Origin of the sequence: Kitasatospora sp. NPDC059973, from assembly GCF_042737525.1 — a bacterium.
GTDB lineage: Bacteria > Actinomycetota > Actinomycetes > Streptomycetales > Streptomycetaceae > Kitasatospora.
Genome location: NZ_JBHWUI010000016.1, coordinates 64,516 through 84,138, shown reverse-complemented (window position 1 = coordinate 84,138; position 19,623 = coordinate 64,516). Strand labels below are relative to the sequence as shown.

Below are 19,623 nucleotides of genomic sequence, written 5' to 3'. Positions count from 1 at the left end.
CCCCGGTGGGGCTCACCCGGCGGGGCTCACCCGGCGGGGCTCACCCGGCCGGGGCCCTCACACCTCGACCAGCACCTTGCCCCGGTTCGCCTCCCGGTCGACGTAGAGGCTCCGGTAGGCCTTCGGGATCTCGTCGAAGCCCTTGTGCACGGTCTCGTGGTAGCGGATCTCGCCGCGCCGGACCAGCTCGCCGAGATCCGCGTGCATCGCCGCCAACTGCGGCTCGTCGAACCACTCCTGGGCGAAGATCCCGCGGATGGTGGTGCGCGGGAACATGATGTACGGCAGCAGCCGGGGCCCGGTCAGCTCACCGTTCACCGTGGTCGCCCACTGCCAGCAGACCGCCACCCGGCTGTCCACGTTGAGCATGGTGAACACCGCGTCGGTGACGCTGCCGCCGAGGTTGTCGAAGTAGCGGTCGACCCCGTCCGGGGCGGCGAGCAGCAGCGCCGCGCGGACCTTCTCGGCGTCGTCCGCCTGGTCGTAGAGCACCACGTCGTCGAAGCCGAGCTCCTTCAGGTACGCGGCCTTGCCCGCCGAGGCGGTGGTGCCGACCACCCGGCCGGCGCCCGCGCGCCTGGCCAACTGGCCCACCAGGGTGCCGATCGCGCCGGAGGCACCGCTGATCACCACGGTGTCGCCCGGCCGCACCTCCAGGAACTTCGTCAACGTGCCCCAGGCCGTCATCCCGGGCGCGCCCATGACGCCGAGCGCCGTGGAGAGCGGCAGCCGCTCGTCGTACCGGGCCGGGTCGAGCCGGCGGTAGGCGGGGAAGAGCATCGGGAAGACGCCGGTCTTCCACAGCTCCTCGGCGCCGTTGTGGACGACGTGGCTGCGCCAGCCGCCGAAGCCCTGGACGAGGTCGCCGACCTGGAAGGCCGCCTCCGGACCGGCCTCCAGCACCTCCATGATCGAGTCCGCGCCCATGTGGTGGCCGATCGGCGTCTCCAGCGCGAGGCCGTTCTGGTACGGGTCGACCGAGACGTACCTGGTCCGGAAGAGCATCTCGTCGGGCCGGAGGCTGACGTCGACCTCCTCGACCACCTTCCGGTAGATCCGGTTGACGTCCGGCACCCCGTCGAGGTGCTCGCGGACCACCCACTTCTCGATCTTCATGCCAGGGCCCCTGTCGAAACGGTACTGGTGGACGGGATCTCCTCGACCGGCCCGGTCTGCTGCTTCGGCGGCCGGCCGACGGGGAGGATCAGATGGGTGGGCGGCGGCGCGCTCAGGTCGATCTCGGCGCGGAACTCCCGCCCGTCGTCCCGGCAGATGAACTGCATCACGTGCCGGCCGGCGGCGGCCGCCCGGATCAGGCCGCCGATGGTGGCCCAGACGCCGGAGAGGTAGAAGTCGGAGAGCCCGGGGAGCACCGGACCGTTCTTCTTGATCTCCTCCTCCACCGTCTCGCTGCCCTCGACGAAGGGGTTCCAGCCCGGGAACGTCCCGTCGTAGACCCCGGTGTAGCGGACCTGGGTGAGCGGGGTCGAGACGTCCGCCACCGCGACGGCGCCCTTGAAACCGGGGAAGCGCTCGTCCAGGAAGGACACGATGCCGTTGCGGACCTTGCGCTTGGCCGCCATGTACTCCCGGCCGTGCTTGACCGGCAGGGTGTGCAGCTCCTCGCCGCGCCGCACCCGGGAGGACTGCTCCGGACCGTCGTGCAGCGCCCGCCAGGGGTCGATGTCGGAGAAGTAGGTGGCGAACACCACGGTGGACTCCCGCGGCGCCAGCTCCGGGTAGTGCCGGGTGCGGAACTGCACGTTCATGCTCGGGCAGCGGATGCCGGTGAGCTCGGCGGCCCGCTGCTCGTCCAGCAGGTAGGTGGTGCACGGGTCGCCCTCCGGGAAGGGCCGGCGCAGGCCCAGGAAGAGCGCGACGTAGCCGGGCGACAACTGGCCCGGCTCGTCGATCAGCGAGGTGTAGAGCCTGCGGTAGGTGTCGTTCAGGTAGCGGCCCTTGAGCAGCTTCATCACCGTGGTGTGGCCGTCGGCGGCGGAGACCACGATGTCGGAGCGGAACTCCCGCCCGTCGCTCAGACGGACGCCCACCGCCCGGTCGTCCTCGACCAGGATCTCCTCGACCTTGGCGTTGTACGTCACCTCGCCGCCGAGCTTCCGGTACCGCTGCTCGATCGAGCGGGCCAGCGCGAGCGAACCGCCCTCCGGCACCCCGGCGGCCTGGTTGGCGTGCGAGGCCAGCTGGAAGTAGAAGGGCAGCACCGGGAAGGCCGGGTGCTTCTCGTAGAGGATGAAGTTGAACGCCTCGCGCAGCAGCGGGTCCTGGAAGCGCTGCGAGTAGTCGGTCATCAGGACGGTGATCGACTTCCGGATGGTGGTGAAGTACGGGAGGAAGGAGGCCAGCATCCGCCAGCGCTCGATCCGTCCCATCAGCCCGACCGGCTTGAGGAACGGGTAGACCGCCAGCGCCTTGCGGAACGTCCGGATGCCGTCGCAGAACTCCCGGACCGGCTTCGCGTCGGCCGGCGAGATGCCCAGCAGATGGGCCTCCAGCCGGTCCGGGTCGGAGTAGAAGTGCACCGCCCGGCCGTCCCGGCCGCGGACGATGTTGAACACGTCGAAGTGCCGCATCTCCTTGCCCTGGAGGGCGCCGAGCTCCAGCCAGATCTGGTACATCTCGTTGCCCGGCCCGTTGCCGAGCAGCCAGCTGATGCACCAGTCGAAGGTGAAGTCGCTGCGGTCCCAGCCGGTGCAGGAACCGCCGGGGATCTCGTGCATCTCGAAGACCTGGGTGCGGTACCCGTTCATCTGGGCGTAGCACCCGGTGGAGAGGCCGCCGAGGCCGCCGCCCACGATGATCATCGTTTCTCGTCTGCGCGCTGGCGCCTTGTGCCGTGCCAATTCCCTGGCCTTCCTCGTGGTCGTGCCGTGTGCCGAGTGCCGTGTGCCGTGTGCCGCGTACTTGTTCGCCGCTCGCTGTGCGCTGTGTGCCGGGCGCTGTGTCACCAGGCGATCGGGAGCGCCTGCAGTCCGTTCACCATCGCGTCCGCCTTCCAGCGCAGTTCGTCCTCGGGGACGGCCAGCCGCAGGCCGGGCAGGCGGTCCAGCACCGTCTCGATCGCCACCTGGAGCTCCAGCCGGGCCAGATGGGCGCCGATGCAGTAGTGCACGCCGTGGCCGAAGCCGATGTGCGGATTGCCCTGGCGGTCCAGCACGAGGCGCTCCGGCTCCTCGAAGACCTCCGGATCCCGGTTGGCCGCGGCGGTGGCGATCATCACCGCGTCCCCGGCCCGGATCGTCACCCCGCCCAGCTCGACGTCGGCCGTGGCGTAGCGCGGCAGGCTGAAGCCGGTGAGCAGCGGCACGTACCGCATCAGCTCCTCGACGGCCTTCGGGATCAGTTCGGGCTTCGCCCTAAGACAGCGCAACTCCTCCGGATTGACCAGGAGTTGGTGGAAGAAGTTGCCGATCTGGTTGGTGGTGGAGACGAAGCCGGCGATCAGCAGGTCACAGGCGATCGAGAGCAGCTCGTCCTCGCTGATCAGCCCCTGCTCGCGGCAGGCCCGGACCAGGACGGTCAGCAGGTCCTCGCCGGGCTCGCGGCCGCGCAGGTCCAGCACGCCGGCCATGTACTCGATGAACGCCTGGCCCTCGACGGCGAGGACCTCGCCGGGGGTGACGGCGGAGAGCACCGTCTCCGCCCACTGCCAGAGCATCCGGTGGTCCTCGGCGGGGATGCCGAGCACCTCGCAGATGATGGTGGTCGGCATCGGGATCGCGAAGTCCTCGACCAGGTCGGCCGGCGCACCCGCCGCCAGCAGGCCGTCGACCAGCTCGCCGGCCAGCTCCCTGGCCCGGACGCGCAGCCGCTCGACCCGTCGGGCGCTGAACTCCTTGGCCACCAGCGAGCGCAGCCGGGTGTGCTCCGGCGGCTCGGTGGAGAACAGCCCGGCGCCGCTGCGGGCGACCGGACGCATCCGGGGCTGGTCGTGGCCCATCGCCTCGGCGAGGCTGAAGCGCGGGTCGGCCAGCACCGTCCGGACGTCCTCGTAGCGGGTGACCAGCCAGGCGCCGTCACCGTAGGGCAGCCGGATCCGGGCCAGCGGCTGCTCGCGCAACTCGGCGTACCGGGGGTGGAGGTCGAGGCCGAGCGACGCGAACGGGTAGGACAGCGGCGGCTGCTGCCTGAGCATGAGGTGGTCCACCTCTCGTGAGGGACTTCCATGGCCATGGGGGCTACTGGGACTGCCGGGGCGGCGGCCCGGGTCGCCGGACCCGGACCGCGGGGAGGTGCACGGCTCAGGACGCATCGGCGGTCGCCCCGGTGAGGATCTCCCTGGCCAGCCCGGCGTTGCGCTCGATGTACTCGTGGCCGAGCATCTCGGCGTGGGTGCCGAAGCCGCGGAACACCGCCGTACCGGTGGCCGAACTGCCGTGCCAGGCACCGTGCTCACCGGCCGCGTAGAGGGCCACCTTCACGTCGTCGGAGATCACGCTGACCGGTGCGGCGATCACCCCCAGGTTGGGCGTACGGCTGCAGAACTGCAGGTAGTCCCTGGCCTGTTCGCGGGTCTCCTGGGCGACGATCTCCGAACCGGTGTGCCGCTGCAGGTGCTCGGCCAGCTCCTGCTCGAAGGCCTGGACGTGCTCGTCGCCGAGGGTGAAGGACTCCGGGATCCGGTGCGAGTCCATGATCACCACATTGGGCACCGCCCGGCCGCGCCGCTCCAGCTCCTTGGCGACCTCGAAGGCGAGGTTCCCGCCGAGCGAGTAGCCGAGCAGCGCGCACGGCCCGTCCGGCTGGATGGCGTCGATCAGATCGGCGTAGCGGGTGACCTTGTCGTCCCCCGCGACGTAGTTGAACGCGACCATCCGGTACTCCGGCAGGTGCGCCGCGAACTGCCGGTAGACCAGGCCGTGGCCACCGGCCGGCGGGAAGCAGAAGATGGTCTGCTGCTGCTCCTGGTTGAACCAGAGGTACGGCTGGGCGCCCTCCAGCCGGCCGGTGATGATGTGCTCCAGCGTCCTGGCCATCCCGTGCAGGGTGGTGACCTTGAACAGCTGGCTGACCGGGATCCTGATGTTGAACTCGCCCTGCAGCCCGTGGATCAGCTCGATCAGCTTGATCGAACTGCCCCCGCACTCGAAGAAGTCGTGCTCCAGGCCGAGCCCCTCGACGCCGAGCAGCGCCCGCCAGTGCTCGGCCATCCGGACCTCGTAGAGGGTGACCGGCGGTTCGGCGGCCCGGTCCTCGGCCGCCGCCCGGGGCGCGGGCAGGGCGGCGACGTCCACCTTGCCGTTGGCGGTGAGCGGCAGCTCGGGCAGCTCGGCGAAGTACGTCGGGATCATGAAGGTCGGCAGGTAGCCCGCCAGATGGCGACGGAGCTCCCGGCGGTCGACCGTCCGCCCGGGGGCGGGGACGCAGTAGGCGCAGAGCACGTTCTCGCCGCTGCGGTCCGGCCGGACGGTCACCACCGCCTGGGCCAGCTCGGGCCACTCGGCGAGCTGGGTCTCGATCTCGCCCAGCTCGATCCGGTGACCGCGCACCTTGATCTGCGAGTCGGCCCGGCCGAGCAGGTGCACCCCGCCGTCGGCGTCCCAGCGGGCGAGGTCGCCGGTGCGGTAGAGCCGGACCGGCTCGGTACCGTCCGCCCCGCCGAGCGGCAGGGTGGCGAAGCGGCGCGCGGTCTGCTCCTCGTCGCCGACGTAGCCGAGGGCCACTCCGGAGCCCCCGATCCACAGCTCCGCCGGCACCCCGGGCGGAACGGGCCGGCCCTGCTCGTCCAGCAGGTAGAAGGCGCTGTTCGGGAACGGCCGCCCGATCGGGACCATCCGGCTGGGCTCCAGACCGTCCGCCGGGCCCTCGAAGTAGGCGCTGTCGATGGTGGCCTCGGTGAGGCCGTAGGAGTTGATCAGGCGGGTCCGCGGACCGCACAGCGCGCGCAGCCGCTCGTACTCGTCGACCTTCCAGACGTCCGAGCCGACCACCAGCAGCCGCATGAAGTCCAGCCGCAGGCCGGACCGCTCGCAGTGGCCGATCACGGTCCGGACCACCGCGGGCACGAACTCCCCGGCGTCCACCCGCTCGGTCCGCATCACCTCGTAGAGCCGCGCGGTGTTGAACAGCAGCTCCCGGCCGACCAGGACCAGCGTGGCCCCCGAGCAGAGCGCGCGGACGTAGTCCCCGGTGAAGACGTCGAAGGACGGGCCGGCCATCTGGAGGTGGACCCTGGCGTCGGTGTCCAGCCGGTACTCGGCGCGCCAGGCCTGGTAGGCCGAGGCGAGGTTGCGGTGCGAGACCCGGACGGCCTTGGGCCGGCCGGTGGAGCCGGAGGTGTAGATGACGTACGCGGGGCTGTCGAGGTCCACCGGCTCGTCGGTGAACCCGCCGGCGGAGCCCGCGGACCCCGCGGACCCCGCGGACGCCTCGGCTGCCTCGGACCCGCCGGTACTGCCGGTGCTGCCGGTACTGCCGGTGCTGCCGGTGCTGCCCGGCTCGTCCGCTCCGGTCAGCTCCGCCGGTGCGACGATCCGGACCGGCAGCCCGCCGAGCCGCTCCGGGTCACCGACCAGCAGCCCGGCGCCGGCGTGCTCGATCATGTACGCCAGCCGGTCGGCCGGGTGACCCGGATCCAGCGGGAGGTAGGCCGCCCCGGTGCGGAGCACCGCCAGCAGGGCGACGACCAGCTCCGGCGACTTGTCCAGGCAGAGCGCCACCACCGAGCCCGGCCCGGCGCCGAGGGCCCTCAGCCGGGCCGCCGCGCTCCGGGAACGGCGCGCCAGCTCCCCGTAGCTCAGCCGGGCGGTCGGGCCGGACTCCGCCGGAGCGGCCACCGCCGGGGCGTCCGGATCGGCGGCGGCCGCCCGGAGGATCAGCTCGTGCACCGGCTCCTCGTGGGCCACCCGCCGCTCGGCACCGCTCCACCGCTGGATCACCCGGGCCCGCTCCACCGGACCGAGCAGCTCCAGCCCGGTGGCCGACTGCTCCGCGCCGGCCCCGGTCAGCCCCTCCAGCAGGTTGGTGTAGTGCCCGGCGAGGCGGGCCATCGTCTCCGGCAGGAAGAGGTCGGTGTTGTACTTGAAGACGCAGTGGAAGCGACGCTCCGCCTCGTCCTCGTAGGCGGACAGCGTGAGGTCGAACTGCCCTTCCTCCTCCGGGAGTTCGATGTACTCCAGGTGGTAGCCGTACTTCTCGGTGGCCACCTTGTGGTGCAGCAGGATGAACATCGCCTGGAAGACGGCCGAGCGGCTCGGGTCGTGCTGCAGTCCGAGCTTCTCCACCAGCAGCACGAACGGGTACTCCTGGTTGTCCAGCCCGCCCAGCACGGTGGTGCGCACCTGGGCCAGCAGCTCCGCCACGGTCGGCGCCCCGGCCAGCGAGACGTGCAACGGCAGCGGATTGACGAAGTAGCCGTAGACCGAGCCGAACTCCTCGTCGGTGCGGCCGGTCACCGGGCTGCCGACGATGATGTCGTCCTGGCCCGAATAGGCGTGCAGCAGCAGGTAGTAGGCGCTGAGCAGCACCATGAAGACGGTGACGTTGTGCTCCCGGGCCAGCGCGTGCACCCGGGCGCTGAGCCGCTCGTCCAGCACGAAGAACTCGGAGGCGCCGTTGTGCGTCTGCACCGCCGGGCGCGGCTTGTCGGTGGGCAGGCTGAGGATCGGCACCTCGGCGGGCAGGTGCGAGCGCCAGTAGTCGAGCATCCGCGGCGCCTCGCGGCCGGCCAGGAACTCGTTCTGCCGGTTGAGGAAGTCCAGGTAGCGGGCGGTGACCGGCGGCAGTTCCGGCGCCCGGCCCTGCCGCAGCCCCTCGTAGACGGCGAGCAGTTCCTCGATGAAGGTGAAGGTGGAGATCGCGTCCGAGATGATGTGGTGGACGGCCTTCATGATCACCCACTGCTCCGGCCCGCGCTTGAACAGCCGGAACCGCACCAGCGGATCGCGCTCCAGGTCGTACGGCTTGCGGTACTCGCGGACGATCAGGTCGTGGACCTCCGCCCACTCCAGCCCCTGGACGTCGAAGACCCCGAAGTCCGGCTCGACCTCGGCGCGGACCCGCTGCACGGCGTGGCCGCCGTCCAGCACGAAGTTGGCCCGCAGGCTGGGGTGGCGCCCGACCATCGTCCGGAAGGCGGCGGCCATCAGCTCCGGCTCCAGCTCCACCCGGACCTCGACCGCGCCGCCGATGTTGTAGGCGAAGCCGTCCGGGTTGAGCTGCTTGAGGAACCAGAGCGCCTTCTGGTTCTGCGTCAGCGGGTGCTGCGACTCGTCCTCGTACCGCTCGACCTCGGCCGCGCCGGCGCCGGTGCCGTCGTCCTCGATCAGCTCGGCCAGACCGGTGTACAGCTGGGCGACCAGCTCGGCCACCGGGGCGTTGGAGAGCAGCGCCACCACCGGGAGGGCGGTGCCCAGCTCGGTGTTGAGCCGGGCCCGCAGCTCCATCGCGAGCAGCGAGTCCAGCCCGAGCCCGCTCAGGCCGGCACCGGGCTCGATCTGCTCCGCCGGCACCCGGAGCACGGTGGCGGCGAGCACGACGAAGCGCTCGGTGAGCAGCCCCCGGCGCTCCTCCTCGCCGGCCGCCCGCAGCACCTCCAGCAGGCTGCTCCGCCGCGGCGCCGGCGCGTTCTCCCGGGCTGCGGCGGCCAGACCGGCGACCAGCGGCGGCGGGGCCGGGTACCAGGACAGGAAGACCGGCCAGTCGACCACGGTGGCGACCAGCAACTGGGCGCGGTCCTGACCCAGTACCCGCTCCAGCACGGCCATCCCGCTCTCGGGCGCGAGGGAGCTCATGCCGCGGCTGTTGCGGTAGTGCTCGACCAGGCCGAGCTCCTCGATCATGCCGGTCGCCCAGGGGCCCCAGTCCAGGCTGAGGGCGGGCAGGCCGAGGGCGCGGCGGTGGTGCGCCAGTGCGTCCAGGAAGGCGTTCCCGGCCGCGTAGTTGGTCTGGCCGGCGGTGGTCAGCAACGAGGCGATCGAGGCGAACAGCACGAAGTGGTCGAGCGGCTCACCGGCCAGCTGCCGGTGCAGGGCGAAGGCCCCCAGCACCTTGGGGCCGTGGACGGCGTCGAACACCTCGCGGTCCAGCTCCGCCACCAGGGTGTCGCGGACCTGCCCGGCCAGGTGGAAGACGCCCCGGACGGGCGGCGACTCCAGCGCCCGGTACTCCGCGAGCCAGTCCGCGAGGGCGCGTTCGTCGGTGATGTCCAGCGACACCGGAACGGGCTGGGCGCCGAGCGACTCCAGCTCGCGCAGGAAGGCGACACCGCGACCGGCCCGGCTCTCCGGGTCGAGGCCGCGCCACCGCTCGCGCGGGGGCAGCGGGCTGCGGCCGACCAGGATCAGCCGGCGGGCGCCACGACGGACCAGGGTGCGGCAGAGCAGCCGGCCGAGGGCGCCGAACGCTCCGGTCACCAGGTAGCTGCCGTCCGCGCGCAGGCTGGGCGGCAGCGGACCGGTCAGCCCTTCGGCGGGGCGCAGCCGGTTGGTCAGCCGGCGCCCGGCTCGCAGCGCGATCTCGTCCTCGTCGGCCAGCGCGAACTCGCGCAACAGCGCGGCCGCCTCCGCTCCGGCCGGGCCGGCCGGACCGAGGTCGATCAGCTTGCCGGGGTGGCCGGGCAGCTCCTGGTGGCGCAGCACCCGGCCGATCCCCCAGGCAGGCGCGCCGAGCGGCTCGACCGGCTCGTCGGGGGCGGTGGCCTGGGCGGCCCGGGTGACGATGTGCAGTCTGCAGTCGGGCAGTTCGGCGGAGAGCAGGGCGGCCAGCGTGACCAGGCTGTAGGCGCCGGCGCCGGTGTGGCCCGCCACCGTGGCGTGGTCGGCGCCCGCCAGCGCGGGCCGGTCGAGGTTCCACAGGTGGACGACGGCGGCCGGATCGGCGGCCCCGGCGGCCCGCCGGTCGGCCAGCAGCCGGCCGAGGTCCGCGGCGGAGCCGGGATCCACGGTGGACTCCCGCCCGTCCGCGGCGGTCCGGTAGCCGCTGCCCGGGCGGACGAGGTGGCAGCTGCCACCGCGCCCGGTGATCCGGTCGGCCAGCTCCTCGGCGACGCCGCCGGCATCGGCGAACAGCAGCCAGTGGTCCGGGTGCTCGGCCAGCAGGTCGGGGGCGTCCGAGGCGCCCGGCAGCTCCGACCAGGAGGGCTCCACCAGCCAGCCGTCGATGGTGGCGAGGCCGACCGCGGTGGAGGCCTTCTCCACGTCGGCGGCCCGGAACCCGGTGATCCCGCCGAGCGGGGTGCCGCTCCCGTCGTAGACGGCGATGTCCCCGACGAGCTCGTCGCCGCCGTCCCGGGTCACCGTGGCGTGCACCCAGAGCGGCTGCTCCCCGACCGGGTCCAGCCGGACCTCGTCAATGGCGAGCGGCAGCTTGATGCCGGTACCGGCAGGGCCGGCCGCCACCAGGAGCTGGGGGGTCAGCAGGGTCTGGAAGAAGGCGTCCATCAGCACCGGGTGCACCTGGTGGCCGGCGCCCTGCCCGGCGATCGCCGCCGTCGGCCGGACGACGGCCAGCGCCTCGCCGGGGCCGATCCAGACCTCGTCGATGCCCTGGAACGCCGGCCCGTAGTGGTAGCCGAGACCGGCCAGCTCGCGGTAGCAGTCGGGGCCGGCCAGGTGGCGGGCGGCGCGCTCGCGGATCGGCTCGGCGTCCAGCCGGTGGCCGGGCCGCCGGCGCTGGCCGGGGCGGACGGTGCCGACGGCGTGGACGGTGCGGCCCGGTCCGGCCCCGGCCCCGCCGCCGGGGCCGTCGGCGTCGGCGTCGGCGTCGGCGTCGCTGTCCGTCCCGGCCGAGCCGGTGGTGGCGGCCGTGCCGGTGGTGATCGTGAACGAGCCGTTCTCGGCGGAGAGGGTGAGCTGGACGGCGCGGCTCTCCTCGTCGGGCAGGAAGAGCGCCTTGCGCAGCTCGATCCCGGCCAGCGCCGCGTCCGCCCCGCCGGTCAGCGCGCGGACCGCCTGGACGGCCATCTCCAGGTACCCGGCGGCCGGGAAGAGCACCCGGCCCTGGATCCGGTGGTCCTCCAGGTACGGCAGCACCTCGGCGTCCAGCCGGGCCTCCCAGGCGGGCTCGCCCCCCGCGAGGCGGCGGCCGAGCAGCGGGTGGTCCTGCCGGCCCCGGCGGACCTGCTCCACCGCCCGGGGCTCGACCCAGTGCCGGTCCCGCTTGAACGGGTAGCGCGGCAGCGGGACCGGGCGCCCGGTCGGCTGCAGCACCGACCAGTCGACCTCGACCCCGAGGTTGTGCAGGGCGGCCAGCGAGGCGGTGAAGATGGTCCGCTCGTCCTCCTGGCGGCGGATCGAGGGCAGCGTCCGGACGTCAGGGCGCTCGGCTCCGCCGGGCCGGGCCTCCAGCGTCTCCTGGATCGAACGGCCCAGCACCGGGTGCGGTCCGACCTCCAGGAAGAGGCTGTACCCGTCGTCCCCGAGCCGCTGCACGGCCTGCTGGAAGCGGACGCTGTCGCGGACGTTGTGCCACCAGTAGCCGGCGTCCAGCTCGGTGCCGTGCGCGGTGCCCTCCCGGCCGGTGAGGTAGAGCGGCACCTGGGCGGGGCGGGCCTTGAGGTCGGCGAGCGACTCCAGCAGCTCGTCCTTGATCAACTCCATCCGGGCGCTGTGGTACGGCACTTCGACGGTCAGCGGGCGGGCGAAGACCTGCTCCGCGGTGAGCGCGGCGGCCAGCTCGGCGAGCACCGTCTCGTCCCCGGCGAGGGTGAGCGAGGTCGGACTGTTGATCGCGGCCACCGACACCGCGTCACCGTACGGGCGGATCCGGCGGACCGCCTCGGCCTCGGTGAGGGAGACCGCCAGCATGCCGCCGGTACCGGCCAGCCGCTGCTGGAGCCGGCTGCGGTGCACCACCACCTTGACGGCGTCGGCCAGGTCGTAGACCCCGGCCTCGTGGAAGGCGGCCACCTCCCCGGTGCTGTGGCCGACCACGGCGTCCGGACGCACCCCGCGGCTGCGCCAGAGCGCGGCGAGGCCGATCTGGACGGCGAAGTTGGCGGGCTGGGCGAGCCAGGTCTCGGCCATCCGGGAGTGCGCCTCGTCGGCGGCCAGCTCGTCGGTCAGCGACCAGCCGGTGAGCTCGGCGAGGTGCTCGGCGCAGCGCTCGACGGCCTCGCGATAGACCGGCTCGGTCGCGAAGAGCCGGCGGCCCATCCCCCACCATTGCGGACCCATGCCGGTGAAGACCCAGGCCAGCCGGCGGTGCCGAGCCTCGCGCCGCTGGCCGGTCAGCACCCGGGGGTGCGGTTCGCCCCGCAGGTACGCGGTGAGCGCCTCGTCCAGCGACTCGCGCGAGTCGTAGACCACGGAGAGCCGGGAGTCGAGGTGCTGGCGGCGGTGGGCCAGGGTGTGCCCGAGGTCGGCCGGTCGGGCGGGGGTGCCGCCGCGCGCACCGGCCAGCTCGCCCTGGATCCCGGCGGCCAGCTCGGGCAGGGCGGCGGCGTCGCGGGCGGTGAGCGGCAGGACGGTGAGCGGCAGGACGGTGAGCGGCAGGACGGCCGGGCCCTCCGGCGGCTCGGACGGCTCCTCGGCCGGCGCCGGCTCGGGAGCGGCCTCCAGCAGGACGTGGGCGTTGGTGCCGCCGAAGCCGAAGGAGTTGACCCCGGCCCTGGCCGGGCCCCGGTGGTCCGGCCAGGGGGTCGGCTCGGACGGGATCTCGAACGGCAGGGTGGCCGGGTCGATCGCCGGGTTGAGCCGCTCCAGGTTGATGTGCGGCGGGATCAGGCGGTGCTTCAGCGCCAGCGCCGACTTGATCAGCCCGGCCAGGCCCGAGGCGGACTCGGTGTGCCCGATGTTGGTCTTGACCGAGCCCACGTAGCACCTGTCGCCGGGGCGGCGGCCGACCGCCAGCGCCCGCGCCAGGGCGTTCGCCTCGATCGGGTCGCCGACCGGGGTGGAGGTGCCGTGCGCCTCGACGTACTGGAGGCTGCCGGGCGTGATGCCGGCCTCGGCGCAGACCCGCTCGATCAGGCTCACCTGGGCGTCCGGGTTGGGCACCGTGATCCCGTTGGTGCGGCCGTCCTGGTTGACCCCGCTGCCGATGATCACGGCGTGGATCGGGTCGCCGTCGCGCACGGCGTCGGAGAGCCTCTTGAGCGCGACGACCGCGACCCCCTCGGCCCGGACGTAGCCGTCCGCCGAGGCGTCGAAGGTGCGCGAGCGGCCCTCCGGCGAGAGGAAGCCGCCCTTGGTCTCGGCGATGGTGTACTGCGGCGCGATGTGCAGCAGGGTGCCGCCGGCCAGCGCGAGGTCGGTCTCGCCGCGCAGCAGGCTCTGGGCGGCGAGGTGGACGGCGACCAGCGAGGAACTGCAGGCGGTGTCCAGCGAGACGCTGGGCCCCCGGAAGTCGAAGCAGTGGGAGATCCGGTTCGACACCATCGTCATCATGGTGCCGGTGGCGGTGTGCGCGGCCAGGGTCTCGAAGGAGAGGTCCGAGAACTGGACGATCTTGTAGTCCAGGGTGAACGCGCCGACGTAGACCCCGACGTCACGCCCCGCCAGCTCACCCGGCTTCTGCCCGCCGTCCTCCAGCGCCTCCCAGGCCACCTCCAGCAGCTTCCGCTGCTGCGGGTCCATGTGGTCGGCCTCGCGGCCGCTGATCCCGAAGAACGCCGGGTCGAACTCGTCGAAGCCGTCGATGTAGCCGCCCCGGCCGCCGACCAGCCGGCCCGGCTTGGCCTTGTCCCGGCTGCCGAGGGTGGCCACGTCGTACCGGCTGCGCGGCGTCGGCGTGATGCAGTCCTTGCCGTCGACCAGGTTCTGCCAGAACGACCGGTGGTCACTGGCACCGCCCGGGAACCGGCAGCCGATCCCGATGATCGCGATCCGCTCCGGTCCGTCGATCCGCTCCGGTCCGTCGGCGGGCCCGGCGGGAGCGGGCACGCCGGCGGTCGTGGCCGAAGCGGCGGCGGGCACGACGGCGGTCGTGGCCGGGTCGGCGGCGGGCACGGCGGCGGCGGTAGCGGCGGCGGTGGCGTAGTGGGTGTCGGAGGCGGTCGGGGAATCAGAGGGATCGGGAACTGCGGCGAGGCATGAATCCGTCATGGTCGAGTCCTTGTGTCGCTGCGTTCGCGCGCGCGGCACGGGCGTGGGAGCACCGCACGGGCGTGGGGACGGCGGCTGCGGACCGGTTCCAGGCAGGCCGGAGACCGGACCGGCCGAAGGGGACAGGCCGAGGGCCGGCGAGGAGTGCGAGCGGGGAATGGGCGGCGGGCAGTGGGCGCGAAGCAAGGGACGACGGGGTCGCGGGGCAACGCCACCGGAACGGGTTCGGGATCGCAGCGGACAAGAGGAGGCAGCGGTCGGCGAGAAGGCGGAACGGACGGACAGGGGGCGCCGGGCGGGCGGACCGGCCGGGTCGGCGGAGCGTCAGGCCGGGAAGTCGTCGGCCTGCACCGGCCTTCGCCAGGGCTGGAGATGACTGGCGAGCACCTCGCGCGTCCGGGGGAAGTCGGACGGGCGCAGCAGCCCCACCGCGGCCGGCCGGCGGCCCGGCTGCCAGGTGAAACTCCCGAAGGCGTGGTCCCAGATCGAGAGGTCGGACCCGTAGTGCCCGGCCTCCGCCAGATCGACGCTGTGGTGCAGCCGGTGTTGCTCCGGGCCGGCGAAGACGTGGTTGAGCGCACCGATCCGGACATCGACGTTCGCGTGCACGAAATAGCCCTGAGCGACCACGAACAGGCCCACCACGAACACCGATTCGGCCGAGAACCCCGCCAACGCGAGCGAGAGCTGCACGGCGCCCTGGGTGAGCACCACGTCGACGATGTGGTTGACCCCGTTGTTGGCGACATTGACCTTGTCGGGCACGTGGTGCACCCCGTGCAGGCGCCAGAGCCAGCGATTGGTGTGGCTCCAGCGGTGCATCAGGTAGTTGGCCAGCGAGCCGAGCAGCAGCGCCGCCGGGATCTCCACCCAGAGCGGCAGCACCGGATGCGGCGGCGCCGCCCACCCGACCATGGCCGACACCGGCACCTGCGACAGTGCCCCACCGATCATCGTCAGCACGAAATAGGCGCCGTACCAGCCCCACTCTCCGGTGCTCGGCCGCCATTCCGGTTCGTAGGGGATCAGCCATTCCAGAACCGTCAGATAGCCGATCGTACCGAGTAGGAAGAACTGGCTCACCCGCCCGAGGTCCCAGCGCCAGCGCAGGGCCGCGACCGCTATCGACACGAGCGTGACCAGCAGGAACGGGTACGCGACGTGACGCAGCGCGGAGCGCAACCGCTCACCCATGGCTACCCCCTTCGCGAGCCGGCTCGAATGATCACCGAAAGCATTCGTTCTGATACTAACGGTGTACGGAAGGGGATGCGAGGGATTTTTGGAAAGAATCACAAGCGCCGCAATTTGTCAGATAATAGATGGCCAAACGATTCTTCCACCCGTCATAAAGATCCCGGAAATGCGAACCGCCCGCCCCTCCGGAGAGGGACGGGCGGGCGGACGATCAGTGGCCGACGGCCCCGGTCAACCGAGCCGGGCCGGAAGGTGCCGACCGGCGGCGAATCCGCTGATCGCCGAGATCACCGACAGCGCGTGGTCGTCGAGGAAGAAGTGCCCGCCCGAGAAGGTCCGCACCGAGCAGCCCGCCGTGGTGTGCTCGGCCCAGGCCTCCGCCTCCGCCGCGGTGACCTGCGGATCCGCGTCCCCGGTCAGCACCAGGACGGGCTGCCCGATGCGGTCCCGGCCGGGCCGGCTGCGGTACGTCTCGGCGGCCTTGTAGTCGCTGCGGACCGACGGCAGCACCATCTCCAGGAACTCCGGGTCCCGCAGCATCAACGGATCCGTCCCGCTCAACCGCTCCAGGGACCGGATCAGCGCCCGGTCGTCCGACCGGTGCACGTCCTGCGCCGTGTCCCGCGGCCGCGACGGCGCCCGCCGCCCGGAGACCACCACCCCCTGCAACGCCATCCCGGCCCGCTCCATCCGGACCGCCACCTCGAACGCCACCGACGCCCCGAGGCTGTGCCCGAACAGCGTGAACGGCCGGTCCGCCCACACCAGCAACTCCCGCACCACGTGGTCCGCGAGCACGTGCACGTCCTCGACACAGGCCTCCCCGGCCCGGTCCTGCCGCCCCGGGTACTGCACCGCGAGCACGTCGACCGAGGTGGGCATCGCCCGCGCCACCGGCAGGAAGTACCCCGCCGACCCCCCGGCGTGCGGAAAGCAGACCAACTGCGCCGGCGCGGCGGGCGCCGGCTGGAACCGCCGGATCCAGAGACTGCTCCGCTCCGGCGCTGCTGCGTACCGTGGCATTCCCATCCCCTCCCCCTCCCCGGGGCCACCCACGACGGCCCACCCTGGCTGCCATTCAAGCCCCGCCGCCCCACCACGACCAGATGCCCGTCCCCCCTCTCGCACCCCCACCCCACCCCTACCCACCCCCTACCGCCACCCCCCGAGACAACGCAAAGGACCCGGCCGCTCCAAACAACCGGGCCCCCACCACAACGTTCACCCCGCGGAATCCGAACCCCCGGCCCGGCAGGCACCGGCCGACACCTCCGGACCGAGACCCGGGACCGCACCACACCGGATCGCGGACATCCGCCAACGCGAAGGGCATCCGCCTACGCAAAGCCCCAGGTCACGGCGAGTGAGTCCTGGGGCTCCTACAGAGCCGCCTACCGGATTCGAACCCATGACCTACGCATTACGAGGGCCCGCAAGATCATCCCGGCTGGCGCCGAACGATGCCAGTACAGAAGCCACAGGGTGAAGAATCCGAGCGAGGAGTACTTCTACAGGTCGGGGGGATCTGTGCACTGGCCACCGGGAAGGGAGCCATCACGCCAGTGACCGGCGCACCGCGTCGACGAGCGACGCCGCACGAACATCTGCCGAGCCACTGATGACGTGATTCATTGTGTAGCCGAAGGCGATGCCATGTTCTCGGTCGGCAAAGCCGAGGGAGCCGCCTCGGCCGTTGTGCCCGAAGGCGCTCGGCCCCATCATGGGGTTGTCCTCGGTGGGCAGTTGGTATCCGGAGCTGAACCGGCTTGGCGCCACCAGCACCTGATCCATTCCGGCCGCCTGCTCCTTGGTCGCCAGAGTGAGGGTTTCGGGGGTGAGCAGACGAGCGCCGTCCACCTCGCCGATCAAGGCCGCGTACATACGGGCCAGCCCACGCGCTGTGCCGATGCCGTTGGAAGCTGGGAGTTCCGCAGCCTGCACGTCGGGTGAGTTGAAGTCGATCGCGGCAGGGTCGGTCACCATGTACGCCCTGTTGCTGAACGAGTCCGGGTCGTTCCAGGCGGCGACCTGATCACGGAGTTCCTCGGGCACAAGCTCCGGAGCCACAGTCGTGAGGTCCACGGCAGGCTTGCTGTGCACCATGTGACTGACCCGTTCGCGTTCATGCGCAGGCAGCCCGATGAAGAAGTCAAGGCTCAAAGGGGCGGCGATCTCGTCAGCGAAGAAGCGGCCCGGCGTGCGGCCGGAGACTCGGCGGATCACTTCACCGACAAGCCAGCCCCAGGTGCGGCCGTGATACCCATGAGCGGTACCCGGAGTCCACACGGGTTGTTGTGCTGCCAGAGCCGCTGCCATCGGGTGCCAGGCCAACGCATCGTTCAACGGAACCGGTTGATCCAGCGCGACCAGGCCAGCCTGGTGGGACAGGAGCCAGCGCACCGGGATGTCTGCCTTGCTGTTCTCGGCGAACTCCGGCCAGTACGTGGCGACGGGCGCGTCCAGGTCCAGCTCGCCGCGCTGGGTCAGCAGGTGTACCGCGGTCGCCGTCGCTCCCTTGGTCGCCGAGTAGACGAGCTGCAGGGTGTCGCGCGTCCATGGTCGGCCCGTGCGGGGGTCAGCGATGCCACCCCACAAATCGACTACCGGGTGGCCGTCCTGGTACACGCACACCGCCGCCCCGATGTCTCCGTGCCTGGCGAAGTTCTCCGCGAACGCCTCACGCACCGGTTCGAAACCGGCCGCGACCTCACCGCCGATCACCGTCATGCTGTCCATCGTGACACTCTCGATGCCTGCTTCCGTGGGCTGCCTGGCTCTCGGCGTACGGGCCGTACCGGCGTCAGGTAGCGACGGGCAGTGCCTTGAGACGCTCGCGGAACTCGCGAACGGCTGGGACAGACGTGTTCGGTTCAAGCCGTGCGGAGAACTCGTTCAGGCGGCCCAGCGCTCGCATGGAGTTGACCTTGTCTTCCAGGAGTTCCGCTCCGCGGTTCGCCGCTTCGAGCGCCCCCTCCAGGTCGTTGCCGGCGAGCCGGGCTTCGGCCAGGCGCGCAGTCCGTACGGCCATGTCGCGGGGTGCCGCCCTGTTGACAGACGTCTCCAATGCACTCGTCGCGCGTTCCACCTGGCCCGCGCGTAGTAAGACCTTGCCCTCGGTTGACTTGAGCTGAGCCTCGCCGAACCAGTCAAGCCAGTCGGGGTCTTCGCCTTCTGTGTGACGCCCCCAGTGAGATGTGGCGCGGTTCAGCGCCACGCCGGCCCTCCGGTGGTCGCCATCGCGGGACAGCGCTTCGGCCTTGTGCAAGTAGAGAAAGGACTGGGTGTAGGGCGACAACGTTCGCGGTGCGTTGTCTATGGCGGTGGAGATGAGGTCGACCCGCTCGGCAGTCCGGCCGGCCTCCGAGACCTGGACCCCCATCTCGGCCAGGACGAAGGCGCCGAAGGCGTCGTCCCCAGCGGTACGGGCGCTGCGCAGGGCTCCGATGTAATACCGCTGTCCTGCGGAGCCCAGCCCAGCGTCATAGGCCATCCAGCCGGTCAGATGTGACACGCAGGCGGCCAGTGCGTAGAGGCGGAGGCGGATCGTATCCGTGTACCGTCCAGCGTCAAGGAGACCCGTGATCAGGGCGAGGTCACCCCGCGCTTGCTCCAAGAGCCGAGCTCCGCCGAGTTCGTCGTCGAGCGCACGGAGGGTGCTGATGCGCTGCTCGATCGTCGAGACCATCGTGTTGGTGACGCGATCTCCGTGGAGTGCCGAGGCGAAAGCGGAGGGTGCCTCGGCCCAACTTGCCGCCAGTCCCGTCAGCGCGACGCCGGTGATCGTGAGAAAGCCTCGGCGGTCCAAGCATCCGCTTCCCACCAGCTCTGTCAGTGCCTCGACGGTCCCGGCCTCGTTCCAGGGAGTGCTGAGCCCGCTCACTTCCCATACCGGAAGCCAGTACGGCCAAGCCGTAGCCCGCGCCCTTTCGTGCGGCACACGCAACAGGTCGGCGAGGACGTGTCGCGCATCGGCATCCGGCTCCTGGCCCTGCTCCCATTTCCACACGGTGGTGCGGTTGGTCGCGAGCGGGACGCCGAGCGACTTCCCATGAGCCTGCATAAGTCGCGCGAACTCGGCCTTCCCCCAACCGCGCGACTGACGAACGTGAGCCAGTGGGTGGACTGCTAAGGGCTCACCAGGCACATCAGCTCTCCCGTCATCCCCTTGCGACGCCGTTCGGAGGCTACCCACCACGCACGTGCGGGGAAGGTCGTCCCCAAGAGAAACCCCCTAGAAACGTTCCAGGCCTGCCCGCTCCGGCCGTTGACTGAGATCAGCCGCCCAGGAGCAGCGCGTCGGCGCCCGTTCCGGACGGCCACCTCAGATCGGCGGCTCCACCTCTGTGTCCCCCCATCGGGGCTGGAGCCGCTCTCCAGCTCTTCGGAGGCGTCCGCCATGCCCACGCTCGTGTCTCACGTGGCCCTC

8 protein-coding genes are annotated in these 19,623 nt (G+C 71.8%); all 8 read right to left on the bottom strand.

Annotation, left to right across the window (positions count from 1 at the left end):
• Nucleotides 1-57: 57 nt before the first annotated feature.
• Nucleotides 58-1,116, bottom strand: a complete 1,059-nt coding sequence (locus tag ACFWA9_RS07385; RefSeq protein WP_380384106.1) for an MDR family NADP-dependent oxidoreductase — start codon at nucleotides 1,114-1,116, stop codon at nucleotides 58-60.
• A complete protein-coding gene (locus ACFWA9_RS07380) occupies nucleotides 1,113-2,822 on the bottom strand; it encodes a phytoene desaturase family protein (RefSeq protein ID WP_380384103.1) in 1,710 nt (569 codons plus the stop codon). Before ACFWA9_RS07380 ends, ACFWA9_RS07385 begins: the two co-directional genes overlap by 4 nt.
• Nucleotides 2,823-2,962: 140 nt before the next feature.
• Nucleotides 2,963-4,153 (bottom strand): cytochrome P450, encoded by a 1,191-nt coding sequence (locus tag ACFWA9_RS07375; protein ID WP_380384101.1) that lies wholly within the window; start codon nucleotides 4,151-4,153, stop codon nucleotides 2,963-2,965.
• 106 nt (nucleotides 4,154-4,259) lie between these two features.
• Nucleotides 4,260-14,000 (bottom strand): amino acid adenylation domain-containing protein, encoded by a 9,741-nt coding sequence (locus ACFWA9_RS07370; RefSeq protein ID WP_380384098.1) that lies wholly within the window; start codon nucleotides 13,998-14,000, stop codon nucleotides 4,260-4,262.
• A 324-nt stretch (nucleotides 14,001-14,324) separates the two neighbouring features.
• Nucleotides 14,325-15,194: a sterol desaturase family protein gene (locus tag ACFWA9_RS07365; protein WP_380384096.1), complete on the bottom strand. Its 870-nt coding sequence runs from the start codon at nucleotides 15,192-15,194 to the stop codon at nucleotides 14,325-14,327.
• A 234-nt stretch (nucleotides 15,195-15,428) separates the two neighbouring features.
• A complete protein-coding gene (locus ACFWA9_RS07360) occupies nucleotides 15,429-16,220 on the bottom strand; it encodes an alpha/beta fold hydrolase (RefSeq protein WP_352291028.1) in 792 nt (263 codons plus the stop codon).
• Between the two features lie 531 nt (nucleotides 16,221-16,751).
• The gene (locus ACFWA9_RS07355; RefSeq protein ID WP_380384124.1) at nucleotides 16,752-17,924 is read right to left on the bottom strand and encodes a serine hydrolase domain-containing protein; all 1,173 of its coding nucleotides are present in this window, start codon (nucleotides 17,922-17,924) and stop codon (nucleotides 16,752-16,754) included.
• Nucleotides 17,925-17,997: 73 nt separating this feature from the next.
• Nucleotides 17,998-19,341 carry a transcriptional regulator gene (locus tag ACFWA9_RS07350; protein ID WP_380384093.1) on the bottom strand — a complete coding sequence of 448 codons (1,344 nt, stop codon included), beginning with the start codon at nucleotides 19,339-19,341 and terminating at the stop codon, nucleotides 17,998-18,000.
• Between the last annotated feature and the right edge of the window lie 282 nt (nucleotides 19,342-19,623).